At 72.2% G+C, this 13,193-nt stretch carries 10 protein-coding genes; 1 reads left to right on the top strand and 9 read right to left on the bottom strand.

Going from position 1 to position 13,193, the window contains the following annotated elements:
• Positions 1-17: 17 nt before the first annotated feature.
• Complete coding sequence (locus LHJ74_RS22120) at positions 18-3,173, bottom strand: AfsR/SARP family transcriptional regulator (protein ID WP_260219881.1); 3,156 nt, start codon at positions 3,171-3,173, stop codon at positions 18-20.
• A gap of 221 nt (positions 3,174-3,394) precedes the next feature.
• Between LHJ74_RS22120 and LHJ74_RS22115 the strand changes: the two genes are divergently transcribed.
• Entirely contained in the window at positions 3,395-3,991 is a 597-nt protein-coding gene (locus LHJ74_RS22115) for a helix-turn-helix domain-containing protein (RefSeq protein WP_260219880.1), read from the top strand.
• Between the two features lie 94 nt (positions 3,992-4,085).
• Here the strand turns inward: LHJ74_RS22115 and LHJ74_RS22110 are convergent, their stop codons facing one another.
• From LHJ74_RS22110 to LHJ74_RS22075, 8 genes are all read right to left on the bottom strand, one after another.
• A complete protein-coding gene (locus LHJ74_RS22110) occupies positions 4,086-4,862 on the bottom strand; it encodes an SDR family NAD(P)-dependent oxidoreductase (protein WP_260219879.1) in 777 nt (258 codons plus the stop codon).
• A gap of 94 nt (positions 4,863-4,956) precedes the next feature.
• Positions 4,957-6,276 (bottom strand): APC family permease, encoded by a 1,320-nt coding sequence (locus tag LHJ74_RS22105; protein ID WP_260219878.1) that lies wholly within the window; start codon positions 6,274-6,276, stop codon positions 4,957-4,959.
• Positions 6,273-7,229 carry a transketolase family protein gene (locus LHJ74_RS22100; protein WP_260219877.1) on the bottom strand — a complete coding sequence of 319 codons (957 nt, stop codon included), beginning with the start codon at positions 7,227-7,229 and terminating at the stop codon, positions 6,273-6,275. The genes LHJ74_RS22105 and LHJ74_RS22100 overlap by 4 nt, the downstream gene beginning before the upstream one ends.
• Positions 7,226-8,098 carry a thiamine pyrophosphate-binding protein gene (locus tag LHJ74_RS22095; RefSeq protein ID WP_260219876.1) on the bottom strand — a complete coding sequence of 291 codons (873 nt, stop codon included), beginning with the start codon at positions 8,096-8,098 and terminating at the stop codon, positions 7,226-7,228. The genes LHJ74_RS22100 and LHJ74_RS22095 overlap by 4 nt, the downstream gene beginning before the upstream one ends.
• Positions 8,095-10,032: a M20/M25/M40 family metallo-hydrolase gene (locus LHJ74_RS22090; RefSeq protein ID WP_260219875.1), complete on the bottom strand. Its 1,938-nt coding sequence runs from the start codon at positions 10,030-10,032 to the stop codon at positions 8,095-8,097. Before LHJ74_RS22090 ends, LHJ74_RS22095 begins: the two co-directional genes overlap by 4 nt.
• Positions 10,029-11,069 carry an N-acetyl-gamma-glutamyl-phosphate reductase gene (argC, locus tag LHJ74_RS22085; RefSeq protein ID WP_260219874.1) on the bottom strand — a complete coding sequence of 347 codons (1,041 nt, stop codon included), beginning with the start codon at positions 11,067-11,069 and terminating at the stop codon, positions 10,029-10,031. Before argC ends, LHJ74_RS22090 begins: the two co-directional genes overlap by 4 nt.
• Complete coding sequence (locus tag LHJ74_RS22080) at positions 11,062-12,381, bottom strand: DegT/DnrJ/EryC1/StrS family aminotransferase (protein WP_260219873.1); 1,320 nt, start codon at positions 12,379-12,381, stop codon at positions 11,062-11,064. The genes argC and LHJ74_RS22080 overlap by 8 nt, the downstream gene beginning before the upstream one ends.
• Positions 12,378-13,028, bottom strand: a complete 651-nt coding sequence (locus LHJ74_RS22075; RefSeq protein WP_260219872.1) for a degT/DnrJ/EryC1/StrS aminotransferase — start codon at positions 13,026-13,028, stop codon at positions 12,378-12,380. The genes LHJ74_RS22080 and LHJ74_RS22075 overlap by 4 nt, the downstream gene beginning before the upstream one ends.
• Positions 13,029-13,193: the final 165 nt, after the last annotated feature.

Raw genomic sequence — 13,193 nt, 5'->3', positions numbered from 1 at the left:
TGGTGGTGGTCTCGGTGTCAGCCGTGGTGGTGGTCGCCCACCGGAGCGTTCATCGCGTTCAGCAACTGGGCGGCCTCGGCCCGGCGGGTGTCGGCGGTCGCGGTGTCTCCCCGCTCCGCCAGTACGTCGGCCATCCCCTTCAGGGCTCGCGCCATCTCGATGCGGTAGCCCATGGCTGAAGCGATACGGTGCGCGTCGGAGTGCAGTTCCCACGCCTCGTCGTGGTCGCCGCTCAGGAGGCGCAGGGCGCCGAGGATGTTCCAGACGGCCGCCTGCCGGATCGGCGCGCAGCTGCCGCGGGTCAGCTCCAGCGCCTGTGCCGCGTGCGCCGCCGCCCGCCCGGTCTCCCGCAGACCGCGCCACACCCTGGCGGAGAGGGCGAAGACCAGCGCACTGTCGCCCAGCGGCGCCGACTCGTCGCACAGCCCGAGGGCCCGGTCGAGGCAGGTGCGCGCGTCGTCGTCCTTGCCGAGGCCGAGACGGGCGAGGGCGAGGTCGGTCAGCGCCACGATCTCGTTCTCCCGGGCGCCGATGCGCTGGTTGAGCTCGACGGAGCGCTCGGCGGCGGCTGCCGCCTCGGCATACCGGCCCATGTGCTCGAAGAGGGAGCTGAGGTTCGTCAGGGACTCGGCCTCGGCGCGTGGAGCGCCCAACTCCCTCTTGATCGCTATGGACTGCTCCAGGTGGGGCAGCGCTTCACCGAACCGGCCCAGCGTGGCCAGCAGCAGCCCGAGCATCCCAGTGTTCTTGGCCTCGCCCCGCTGGTCCTTCAGCCGCACCGACAGCTCCAGGCCCTCCTGCGCCATGGTGAGCCCCTCGGCGAACCTGCCCAGTTTCCAGTCCGCGACGGCCAGGTTGGACAGGCTCAGCGCCAGCAGGTACTGGTTGCCCAGTTCCCGGGAGGCGGCGACGGCGATGCCCGCGACCTCGCGGAACTCCTCGAAACGTCCCCTGCTGTCGAGTTGGAAGACCACGTTGCGGGCCAGTTCCGCGGCGTGCCCGTGCGCCTTGCGGCGGCATGCGAGCGTGACAGCCGCCAGCAGGTTCTCCTCCTCACGGTCCAGCCACTGCCGGCCACGGACGGGGTTGCGCAGTACGGGCAGCGCGATGTCGGCGCGGGGGGTGTCCTCCAGCGTCCGGCTGAACGGGGCCCGGCCCCGGAAAGCGAGGTCGCAGGCCGCTTCCGTGGCGGCCACGTAGTAGTCCAGCAGCCGCTCCGCTGCGGCCTGGTCGACTTCGGACGGGTCCTCGCCCGCCTGGGTTCTCAGCCACTTGGCGAAGCTGCGCACCAGGTCGTGGAAGACGTAGCGGCCGGTCTCATACTGCTGCATCAGGTGCGTGTCCAGCAGGTGTTCGAGGACATCCTCGGCCTGGCCGGGATCGGTGCCGAGCAGCGCGGCGGCGCAGTAGGGGTCGAACTCCACCCCCGGATGGCTGTCCAGCAGCCGGAACGCGGCCTGATGCGTCGGGCTCAGGCCCTCGTACGTCAGGTTCAGGGTGGCGGTGACGCCGCGGGTGCCGGAGCGCAGCTCGTCCAGCCGGCGGGTCTCGTCACCCAGCCGGTCCACCAGATACTGCACGGTCCACCGGGAACGGTTGCGCAGCTTGGCCGCCGCTATCCGCAGCGCGAGCGGTAAGTGGGCGCAGAGTTCCACCAGTTCGGCGACCGCCTGCGGTTCGGCGGCCGTACGCTCCTCGCCGAGCATTCTGGAGATCAGCGCCGTGCTGTCCTCCGGGGGCATCCCGCCGAGGGATAGCCACTCGGCGCCGTCCAGGTCGATCAGCCGGGCGCGGCTGGTGATCAGTACGAGGGCGTCGGCGGACGCCGGCAGCAACGGCTGCACCTGGGCGCTGTCGATGGTGTTGTCCAGAAACAGGACCAGCCGGTACTGCTTCACGGTGGTCCGCCACAGCGCTGTGCGGCCCGCCTCGTCGTCCGGAATCCGGTCGCCGGGCACGTCGAGCATGCGCAGCAGTCCCTCGGCTACGGCACCGGGGGGCAGGGGCACCTCGCCGGGAGTGTGGCCGCGGAGGTCGAGGTAGAGGTGCGCGTCCGGGTACTGGCCGGCCAGCCGATGGGCGGCCCGGTTGGCGAGCGAGGTCTTGCCGCTCCCGCCCATCCCGTCGATCGCCATGATGCGGGCGCCGCGGCGGCCGTCCGGCTCGTGCCGGTCGGCGAGCAGCTGCTCCAACTCCCTTTCGCGGCCGGTGAAGTCCGGAAGGTCGTACGGCAGCGTGCAGCGGTGCGGGTCGTTCGACGGCCCCGCCACCAGGACCACGCGGGCCTCGGCGGGCGGTGCGTGCGGTGCGTGCGATGCGTGCGGCGCGGGAGCGGCCTTACCGGGGGCGGCTGCCGGGGCGGTGGGCACGGTGTCGGCCGGAACGGCCCTGCGCCTGCGGCGCGGTGGGGTGGCGAGTTCGGGACTGTTGCGCAGGATGCCCTCGTGCAGCGCGGTCACCCGCCCGTCCGGGTCCACGCCCAGTTCGTCCGCGAGCAGTCTGCGCACGCGGCTGTACTCGGCGAGGGCCTCGGACTGGCGCCCGGACCGGTACAGCGCCAGCATCAACTGCCCGCACAGAGTCTCCTGGAAGGGGTGCGCCGCGACCAGGTCACGCAGGTCGCCGACCAGGTCACCGACCTCGCCGAGTCCCAGCCGGAGCTCGAAGAACAGTTCCAGGGCCGCCAGCCGCCGGTCCTCCAGTGCCGCCGAGGCCGCCGTGATCACCGATCCGCCGGACCCCACCAGAACGGGCCCGCGCCACAGGGCCAGAGCCTCGCGCAGGGTGTCCACCGCGGCTTCCGGGTTGTCGTCCGCCGCCTGTTCGCGGGCCACCCGTACCAGGTCGGAGAAGGCGGTCAGGTCCAACTGACCCGGCTCGACCGCGACCCGGTAGCCCGGCCCCTCGGTGACGATCAGGTCCCGGCCGCCGGGGATGCGCCGCCGGAGTTCGGCGACGGCCTTGCGCACCTGGTGCGCCGCGGTGGCCGGCGGTTCCTCGTCCCACACGGCCTCGACCAGTCGGCTGACCGGCAGTACGCGATCCGGGGAGAGGAGCAGCGCGACCAGAACCCGTTCCTGTACCAGCCCGCCGGAGGGCAGTTGTTCCCCGTCACTCGTCAGACACTCAAGGGTTCCGAGGATGTTGAACCGGGCCAGCCGCAGTTCTCGCACGTTTCCTTCACTCCGCTCAGAGTTGCCCCCGCGACTACGTGCATGCCGATTTACACAGTTTTCTATTTAACCACCGGGGTGGGTGCGCACAGTGAGTGACTTCCCGGACACTTTCACCGCCCAGGTACCGGAACGGGACCGGTTCGGGAGTCCGCAGCCGCAGGCTGCGCATCAGGAGGGCGGGGTGCTCGGACTCCGCCCGCCTGACGACGGGAGCAGCGATGAAGTACCTGGTGGAACGGCATCTGCGGGACGGCGCCCACCTGCGGCGCACTCGGCCCCGGCACCACATGTACTGGCGGCGGATGGCTCGGGACCGCGTCCTGCTCTACGGCGGAGTCTGGGCCGAGGGGCAGGGCGACACCCTGATCGTGCAGGTCGACGATGTCGCCGTGCTGCGCCAGGTGCTGGGCGGCGACCCCTATGTACACGAGAGCCTGGTCGTGGACGTACGGACGCGGCAGCTCGGCGACGAGCCGAGCTGGCACAACGCCGGGCCGCCGGAGCGGTCTTCCACCGCGGGGCCGGTCACCGGAGCGGTCACCGCCATCGGTACGGGCCCGACGAGGGGACTGGCAGCGGCCTCCGCCGTGCGGGACCGGGCCGCCCCGCCGTCCCCCGGCGACGAGGCGCTCAGCGCCCACGAGTCGCGGATCAGCCGCATGATGCTCGACGGTATGACCAACCGTCAGATGGCCGCCTGCCTCGGAGTCAGCTCGCGTGCTGTCGAGCAGCACATCACCAGGATCTACCGCAAACTCGCCATCAGCCGCCGCGCCCAGCTCGCCGTCGCGCTGCACGGCCGCCCCGCCGCCTAAGGGCTGTGCTGGCGCACGACGACCCGGGGCCCGGCCTGTCGAAGGACCGGCCGGCCCACCCGGGTCGTGCGGCTCGTAGTTCATCACTCGCGGCTCACAGCAGCCCCTGGGTGGCTCCGCCGTCCACCGGCAGAACCGTGCCCGTGATCGAGCCGGCCGGTGCGGACGCGAGGAAGGCGGCGGCGGCGCCGACCTCCTCCGGTTCCGCGAGCCGGCCGATCGGGATGTCTGCGCACAACCCCGCGACACCACCGTCGAGTTGCTCGGCCCATGCCTGGAGCGTCGGCGTGCGGGTCATACCGGGCGCGATCACGTTCACCGTGACCGCCCCTTCGCTCAGTGCGGCGAGTTCGTGCACCAGCGACTTCGCGTAGCCGACGACCGCGGGACGGACCGTGTTGGACAGCGCCAGCCCCGGGATCGGCTGCTTGGCGGACAGCGAGGTGACGAACAGCACCCGGCCGTAGCCCGCCCGCCGCATGTGCGGCAGCGCCGCGCGGCTGAGGGTGATGGCGGACAGCAGGTTCAGCTCCACCGCCGTCCGGTAGTCCGGTACGCCGAACCGGCCGGCGCCCCCCTCCGACGGGCTCCCCGCGTTGGCGACCACCACCTGCGGTCCGCCGAACCGCTCGGCCACCTCGTCGACCCAGCCCTCGATCGCCGCGTGGTCGGTCACGTCCACGGCCGCGCCGTGCACCGGACCGCCGGCCTCCTTCTCCAACAGGGCCACCGCCTCCCGCAACCGGTCCACGGAGCGCCCGCACACCGACACCACAGCGCCCTCCGCGGCCAGTCGGCGGGCCACCGCCAGCCCGATACCGCTCGTCCCGGCCGCCACCATCGCGACCCGTCCGCTCAACCCGAGATCCATCGGGGCATCCTTCCAGCCGCTGTGCTCAGTGTCCTGCTCTTCCCCTGCCTCATGCCCGGCATCCGCGAGGGGCTGTCCGGGTGCTCTTCGGGGATCACCCGGACAGCCCCTGTTCCGCCGGTTCCGCGACCTGGGGCGTGAGGGGCGGCCGCACCGGCTCCGGTGCGGCCGGCCGGCGCCGCGCCGTCCACATGGACCAGCCGATCGCCACCCCACCGAGCGCCAGGGGGAGCAGCAGGAACCATCCGGAGAACGCCAGGATGACGGTCATCACCACGGCGGCCAGCACCGCGCCCCACCACACCGCGCTGCCGCGCGGCAGCAGCCGTACGCCTGCCAGCAGGCCGGCCACGGTGACCGCGATGAAGCACGCCGAGGCCGCCAGCATGACCGGTCCGAGCTGAGTACCGGTCACCAGCGCGAAGACGCAGACGAGCGAGCTGAGCACGAACAGCAGCGCCAGGCTGCGGCGCGGCACCTCGCCCGGACGGTGTCCCTTGGACAGCGCCGCGGGCAGTACACCGTCCCGCGCCAGGGCCGCGCCCAGTCGGGAGGCACCGGCCAGAAAGGCGTTCATCGTGCCGAAGGTGAGCAGCAGGGCCATCACCGCGGTGACCGCGGACGCGGCGGAACCCGTGCCCTGCTGGAGCAGCAGCGTCAACGGCGCGCTGGTGTTGGCGAGTTCGGGGCCGAGTACCAGCACGCAGGTCAGCGCGAGGCCCAGGTACAGCACGGCGATCACCGCGAGGGTCATTATGGTCACCCGTCGCAGGTCACGGGCCGGGTCGCGGAACTCACCGGAGAGATGTGTGACCGCCTCCCAGCCCGCGAAGGTGAAGAACAGCAGGCTGGCCGCCGGTCCGACGGCACCTAAGCCGTGCGGCGCGAACGGGGTCAGGTTGCTGGTGCGGGCGTGCGGCAGCGCGGTGACCACCGCGATCAGCAGCAGCACCGCCAGCAGGCCGACCAAAATCAGCTGGAGGCGCCCGGAGATCCGCAGCCCGGCCGTGTTGCTGCCGAACGCGGCCAGCAGGAGCACCGCGGCCACCAGGAGCGTCGCGCGCTGGCCGCCGCCCAGGGTGTGCGCCACGTACTGGCCGCCGACGTAGGCCGTGGCCGGGGCGCCGGCGGGCAGCGCGAAGTAGAACCAGTAGCCGACCGCTCCGGAGGCGCGTGCCCCGAATGCCTTGGAGACGAAGGTGGCCACACCTCCGCTGTCGGGATATCGCGCGCCGAGCGCGGCGAAGCTGGTGGCGACCGGCACGCAGAACATCAGCAGGGCCAGCCAGGCCAGCAACGACGCGGGGCCGGCCACCTCCGCGGCCAGGGCGGGAAGCGCGAGGATGCCGGCGCCCAGGATCGCCCCCACATAGATCGCGGTGCCCTGTGCCAGTCCGATCCGGTGGCTGCTCATGGCCTTCCCTCCTTCTTCTGTGCCGGAGTGCTCTCCGGCAGTTCCGCGTAAGGCGCGAGGGCCTTCCACAACGCTGCCTCGTTGAGGCCGAGTTCGTTCAGTACCTCTTCGTGGCTGCCGCCGTGCACCGGCCACCGGTCGCCCGCGTTGACCGACCGCACCTCGCTGCCGGGAAGCAGCAGGGCGAGGGCGGAGGCGACGCTGCCGGCCGGCCGGTGCTCCTCGACCACGATGAACCGGTCGAAGCGTCCGGCCAGTTCGGCGGCGGCCTGCTCCAGATGCGGCTGGTCGACGAAGCACAGGTGCGCGTGCGGCAGGTCCGGCTGGGCCCGGCGCACGGCCAGGCAGAGATCGGTGCCGACCTCGCCGACGGACACCAGGCAGGTGCCGTCCCTCCCGGCGCCCGCGTCGTCCCAGTTGACGACGGGAGGGTCGGTGCCCTCCCAGGGCAGGCTCACCGGGGCGGCGTTCCGGCCGGTACGGATGTAGTGCGGTTCCCCGGAGCGGGCTGCCCGTCGGATGACGGCCCGCATCTCCTCCTCCCCGTACGGCGCGGCCACCGTGACCCCGGGGATGGCGCGCAGTACGGCGAAGTCCTCCAGGCAGTGGTGCGTGGTGCCGAACCAGCCGCCGGACACACCCGCGTACGGGGCCACCACCGTGATCCCCGCGCCCAGGTAGCCCAGGGCGAGCTTGAGGCTCTCGGCGGCCCGCAGCGCGGCGAACGGCGCGAAGGTCGAGACGAAAGGCCGGTAGCCGCCCTCGGCCAGTCCGGCGGCCATGTCGATCATCGCGCCCTCGGCGATCCCGACGTTGAAGAAGCGGTCCGGGTACCTCGCGGCGAAGGGGTGGTTGCGTCCTCCGAGGTCCGCCTCCAGGCACAGGACACGGGGGTCGTCCGCGGCGATCTCGGTCAACTCGTCGCGGTAGGCGGTGCGTCCGGGCAGGGTCATCGCACGATCTCCTTCCAGGCGGCGGCCCGAGCGGCGTCGATGGTCACGTAGTGCGAGGCGGCCTTGCCCTCCACCGGGCGCAGGCCCTTGCCCTTGACGGTGTCGGCGATGACCGCCAGCGGCCGGTCGCGGTCCGACCGGTCCGGCTCGAAGACCTCCCGCAGCGTCTCCACGTCGTGCCCGTCCACCTGGCGGACCTCGAGGCCGAACGCGCGGAACCGCTCGGCCAGTTCCGGCTCGGGCGAGATGTCCGCGACCAGGCCGTCGTTCTGGCCGCCGTTGCGGTCCACCACGATCACCAGGTTCCCGGCCCGCTGGGCCGCCGCGACCTGGCAGGTCTCCCAGACCAGCCCCTCCTGGAGTTCGCCGTCACCCAGGACCGCGATGCCTAGCCCCGGGGTGCCGGCCAGCCGGCGGCTCAGGGCCCAGCCGAGCGCGTAGGGGGCGCCGTGGCCGAGGCTCCCGGTGGGGAAGCGGACCCCCTCGACGCTGGGGCCCGGGTGGCCGGTGAAGTGGTGGGTCGCGGCGCCGTAGTGCGCGGCCGGGTCCTCATCGAGGATGCCGGTGGCGTACATCGCGGCGTACAGTCCGGCGGCGGCGTGGCCCTTGCTCAGCACGACCTCGCTGTCTCCGTCCGTGGCCGTCCGGTCCAGCGCGGCGATCAGGATGTCCATCACGGACAGGCTTCCGCCGAGGTGGCAGCCGGTCGGGGTGGCCGCCATGTCGATCACCATCCGGCGCGCGGCGAGGGCGCGTTCCCGCAGCACGGATGCCGCGGTGCCGACGGCGGCGGGAGCCGCGGGAGCCGCGCCGGGGAAGGACGTCAGTACGAGGCCGGGGCGGGTGACCTCCGGGACGACGGTGGTCATCGGGCACCTCCCTGCAACTGCTGCCTGCCCTGGCCGTCCGGGGCGGCCAGGTCGAAGAACGCGGTGACCGCTTCCCGCAGCACGGCGCGGCCCCGGCGGTACTCGGCGGCGCCGATGTGCTCTTCCGCGGTGTGGTCCAGCGCCGAGTCGCCCGGCCCGTAGGCGACCATGGGGACGCCGCGCCAGGTCGTCGCCAGCGTGTTCATGTCGGAAGTACCTTTCTTCACCAGGAATCGGGGGCGTATGCCCTTGCGGTTCAACGCCCGGCCGAACGCTTTGGCCAGGGGGGTCGAACGGCCTCCGGCGTAGCCGGGGGTGGCCCGCAGGAAGGTGATCACCACGTCCTCGCCGACCGCCTCCGTGGCCGCCGCGCGCAGTGCGTCCAGGTCGGCCATCGGCGGCACCCGGAAGTTGAGGATCGCGGTCGCCGTCTGGCTCTCCGTGCCGGCGGAGCAGGACAGGTCGATGACCGCGCTCAGCGCCTCGTCGGCCTCCTTCAGCACCGCCCGCCGGATGTGCGCCAGCGAGTCGGTGAGGTGGTCGGGCGCGGACAGCGCCTGGAAGCCGGCCGAGTGGCCGCTGCGTACGGTCACGGTCACCCGCAGCTTGAACAGGCCGAAGTAGCCGAGAGTCAGCGCCCCGGAGCCGCTGGGTTCGCCCACCACGACGGCGTCGGCCGGATAGTGGTCGCGGGTGTGGAAGGCGCCCTTGGACGAGGAGACCTCCTCCTCCACCGCGCCGACGACACGCAGCCGCCAGCCGTCCGGGATTTCCGCGTCCGCCAGCGCCTCGAGGAAGGCGACCAGCGACGCCTTGGCGTCCACACTGCCGCGTCCGCGCAGAACGGCGTCCTGCCCGGTGGCGGCCGTCGGGGCTTCGGCGGCTTCGGCGGCTTCGGCGGCGGAATCCCAACTCACCGGCCAGATGAACGGCACGGTGTCGGCGTGGCCGAGCAACAGCAGGGTGCGCGGACCGTCGCCTCGCTCGGCCACCAGGTTGCCGGCCTCGTCGGCCCGTGCCTCGATGCCGCGCTCCCGGCACCACCGCACCAGATACCGCACGACCTCGTGCTCGTCGTACGAGGTGGACGGGATCTGCGTCGTCCGGCTCAGCAGCGCGAGGTCCTCCGAGGGCTCCCCGGCCACCCAGAAGCGGGTCCAGCCCGCGGGCTTGTCCATGGTGTGCGGTCCGGTCACCGCGACGTCCGCGGTGCCGAGCAGGCCCAGCTCCGCGGCGCGCACCTTCTGCTTCATCCGGCCGCCCGCGTAGGCGCCGGCGGTGCCGGGGAACGCGTCGCGCAGCGTGGACGCCGGGTCGCTGGGATCGGTGAGGATTCCGGCGGTCCCGGTGACCAGCCGCAGGTGGTCGGCGTCCAGCGCGTTCGCCAGTGTGGCGGCCAGTACGTCGGCGTCCACGTTGAGGTCGCTGCCGCCGTCGGCGTCCCGCACCGGCGGGGAGAGGCAGACCACGTCGTAGGCGTCGAGCAGGACGCCGAGCCGCTTGGCCTCGACCGACCGCACCGTACCGGCGCGGTGGTCCCTGACCACCTTGGAGCGGCCATCCTCGGCCACCCGCAGCGGCTTGTTGACGGTCCCGGTGACCAGTCCTTCGTGCGCGGCGACATGGGTGAGGACGGTCAGGCCGTGCGCGGTCAGGCCCGCCTCCACCGCGGGCAGGGTCACCCGGAGGTAGGCGTCAGCGATGTGCGGCATCTCCCCGGGCGGGCAGTAGCGCACGGTGTCGCCGTTGCGCAGCGTGAGGGACGGCATCGTCCGGCCGATGGAGCCGTAGTGCCGTTCGATGCCCTCGGCCCCGCCGGCGACGACCAGGACGCGTGCGCCCCGCCCGTGCACGGCGGCGATCTCGGCGAAGATCGTCGGATGCAGCAGGGTGCTGCTGCCGACCTTGATCACATACAGCGGACGTGCACTCATGGGGTCACCGCCGTGAAGGGGAGCGCCGTGGACTCGTCGAATCCGTGGACGAGGTTGAATGTCTGTACCGCCTGGCCGGCCGCGCCCTTGATCAGATTGTCGATCGCGGTGACGGCCACGTACTGGTCGCCGCGGACCGCGACCGCCACCTCCGCCATGTTGGAACCGACGACGCTCTTGAGCATCGGGAAGTCCGCCGGCGTCTTGAGCTGGGAGCGCGCCTTGACGAAGGGGCTGCGCGCGTAGGCGGTGCCGTACGCGCGCTTGACGTCGAGCCGGGAGACGTCCGGGCCCAGCAGGCCGTAGGCCGAGACCAGGATGCCGCGGGAGACGTCCAGGCTGAAGGTGGAGAACCGCAGTTGCGGAGCCCGGCCGGCGAAGGTGTGCAGCGCCTGCGAGATCTCCGGGGCGTGCCGGTGTCCGTAGGGCTTGTGCACCCGGAAGTTGCCGATCCGCTCGGCGGGGTGCTCGGTCGACTTGTTGCCGCTGCCGCTGGCGCCGGTCTTGGCCTCCACGACCACGTCTCCGGCCGCCAGGCCGGCGGCCACCAGGGGCTGGAGGGCGTAGAGCGTGGAGACGGCCATGCACCCGGGCAGGTTGAGGAACCGGGCTTCGCCGGGCGGGGGTGAGAACTCCGGTACGAAGTACTCGAAGGCCTCTGTCCACTCCGCGGACTGCGGGTAGTGGAGGGCGGCCTGGTCGGGGTCGGTGAGCCGGAAGTCCCCTGCGAGGTTGATCACCCGCGCGGCCCGCTCGGAGAGCTTGGGCATGAGCGGGGGCAGTGAGCCGGTGGGCAGGCACGCGAAGGCCACGTCGACCTCGTCGCACGCCTCCAGCGGGCCGAAGCGCAGCCGCGCGGCGTCGGGATGGTTGCGGATACCGGGCAGGACCGAGGAGATCAGGTGCCCGCTGTTCCGCTCGGACGAGAGATAGGCGAGTTCGACGCGCGGGTGTCCCAGCAGCAGCCGGACGAGTTCGCCGCCGGTGTAGCCACTGGCGCCGAGCACCGCCACGCGTACGCGGTCGTTGTCAGCCAAGGCGGGCCGCCTTCTCGTGGGGCCGCACGTACTCGCGTTCGGCGACCAGCTTGCGGATGGCGTCGGGGCGGGCGGCGACCTTGCGGAAGGCGTCCGCGTAGCGGGTGACTCGTTCGTACTCCACGGGGGAACGCAGCTCACGGCAGAGCACGACGGTGCTCTCCAGCATCGCGAGGATGTTCGGGAAGTCCGCCGGCCGGTGGTCGCGGACCGCCGCCGGGTTGAGGGTGAACGGGTAGCCGTTGCCGAAGCCGGTCCGCTCCCGGAACGGGAGGTGGCAGGGGATCGGTGTGTTCTGCCACTCGCGGGCCGGCACGCCCTCGGCGGTGAGCAGCTCGTGCACCGCCTCCTTGACCGCCCAGACGGGCAGGTCCGCCAGATCGACAGCCTCCGGCGCCAGGCCGATCCGGTACATGTTGTACGCGTGGGTGTGGCCCTCGGGCACGTGCGGCGGGGTGAACAGACCGGTCTCGCGCAACGCTTCGGCCAGCAGGCGGGCGTTCCGCGCCCGGATCGCGTCGTAGTACGGCAGCCGCTTGAGCTGGCCGGCTCCGAACGCGGCGGCGATCCAGGACATCCCGTAATCGATGCCGTTGCGCTCCACGAAGTCCACGGCCCGCTGGTAGGCGTCGTCGCTCCCGAAGAAGGCGATGCCGCCCTCGCCGCCGAGCGGGAAGTTCTTGTCCGCCATGAGGCTCTGCCCCGCGGCGTCCCCGAGGGAGCCGCACACCTGGTCGCCGATCTTCGCGGAGTGCGCGTGCGAGGCGTCCTCCACCAGCGCAAGCCCGTGCCGGTCGGACACCCCGCGCAGCGCGGCGACGTCCGCGGGCAGCCCGTGCACATGGACAGGCATGAGCGCCCGGGTGCGTTCGGTGACCGCCGCCTGCGCCGCCTCGGCCGACATGCAGTACGTCATCGGGTCGACGTCCACGAAGACCGGCACCGCCTTGGCGGCGACCACGGCCTGTGCGGTGGCGATGAAGGTGAACGCGGGCACGATGACCTCGTCACCGGGCTGCACGCCGGCGCCGATCAGTGCCAGGTGGAGACTCGACGTTCCGCTGGCGGTCGGCAGGGCGCGGTGCGCGCCGACGTAGGACCGGTACTCCTGGGCGAAGTCGGCCACGACCTTGTCCGGGTCGGACCGCTGCGCCAGCAGCATGGTGAAGACATCCTCCTTGGTGATCACCGGGAAGACGGTGCGCCGTACCTCTTTGGGGATCATCGCTGCGCCGCCGAACTCGGCCAGCTCAGCCGCGGTCTCGGCCGGGTCGGGCAGGGCCAGTGGGGAGGTGGGGAAGTCGGTGATCATCGGGAGCTGCCTCCGGTCGTCGCGGGGGTGCGGGAGCCGGCCTGCGCGAGTGCCATCCGGGCACACGCCGCGACCAGAGGGCTGAGCCGGTAGTTGAACTGAACGCCGGGAGCCATCCCGGCCTCGGCCTCCTGCTGCGTCCACATGGTCCGCAGGTCGAAGGCGCCGAAGATCTTCAGCCGCTCGCCACGTGCCCAGATCCGCTCGTCGTCGGTGAGCACCGCTCCCGCGGGGCCGAATCCGAGACCGGTGAGGTCCACCACCAGGGCGGGCGCCGTGGATTCGGCGGCCGACCGTGCGAAGTCAGCGGCGTTCGCCGGGGTGAGCGTCAGCAGGTCGAAGGCGGGAGCGGACGTGGAACCGGGCCCCGCTGCGTCCTCGACGCCGAGCCAGTCGACGAACGCCCGGGTGCGGTCACCGAGGCCGGCGGGCAGCACGGCCTGGTCGCCGTGGACGATGTCCTGACCGGTCAGCGCGGCGTGCACGGCCGCGCTCCGGCTGTTGACCAGGACCGCTTTGAGACGGCCGCTGCATTTCGTCAGAAGCCGTTCCAGCGACGGCAGTTCCTTGTCGTTCTTCTCGATGCTCATCACGATGCCGGAGGTCATTACCCGGGATAGCACAAGCGCGGTGTCGTACTGTTCCATGAGTGTCTCCTCGATCTGTGCGTGGCATTTCTCCACAGCTCTCCGACGGCCCGCGCCGCGAGGCAGGCCGCAGGGGGATGCTCGGTCGTACGGGTCGGGTGCGCGCGGTGTCGCGTCGGGCACGGTGCCGGTCCGGGCCCGACGCGAGGGGCGGAGCGGTGGCCG

The sequence above is a fragment of the Streptomyces gossypii genome, from assembly GCF_025165795.1.
GTDB classification, from domain to species: Bacteria; Actinomycetota; Actinomycetes; order Streptomycetales; family Streptomycetaceae; genus Streptomyces; species Streptomyces gossypii.
The sequence above is the reverse complement of the archived record's forward strand: the minus strand, read 5'-3'. Positions and strand labels throughout refer to the sequence as shown.

What these genes read in the sequence shown, in the direction of transcription:
- LHJ74_RS22105 (WP_260219878.1), bottom strand. Translation starts at nt 6,276, where the DNA reads ATGAGCAGCCACCGGATCGGACTGGCACAGGGCACCGCGATCTATGTG.
- LHJ74_RS22075 (WP_260219872.1), bottom strand. Translation starts at nt 13,028, where the DNA reads ATGGAACAGTACGACACCGCGCTTGTGCTATCCCGGGTAATGACCTCC.
- LHJ74_RS22080 (WP_260219873.1), bottom strand. Translation starts at nt 12,381, where the DNA reads ATGATCACCGACTTCCCCACCTCCCCACTGGCCCTGCCCGACCCGGCC.
- LHJ74_RS22115 (WP_260219880.1), top strand. Translation starts at nt 3,395, where the DNA reads ATGAAGTACCTGGTGGAACGGCATCTGCGGGACGGCGCCCACCTGCGG.
- LHJ74_RS22110 (WP_260219879.1), bottom strand. Translation starts at nt 4,862, where the DNA reads ATGGATCTCGGGTTGAGCGGACGGGTCGCGATGGTGGCGGCCGGGACG.
- LHJ74_RS22090 (WP_260219875.1), bottom strand. Translation starts at nt 10,032, where the DNA reads ATGAGTGCACGTCCGCTGTATGTGATCAAGGTCGGCAGCAGCACCCTG.
- LHJ74_RS22100 (WP_260219877.1), bottom strand. Translation starts at nt 7,229, where the DNA reads ATGACCCTGCCCGGACGCACCGCCTACCGCGACGAGTTGACCGAGATC.
- LHJ74_RS22095 (WP_260219876.1), bottom strand. Translation starts at nt 8,098, where the DNA reads ATGACCACCGTCGTCCCGGAGGTCACCCGCCCCGGCCTCGTACTGACG.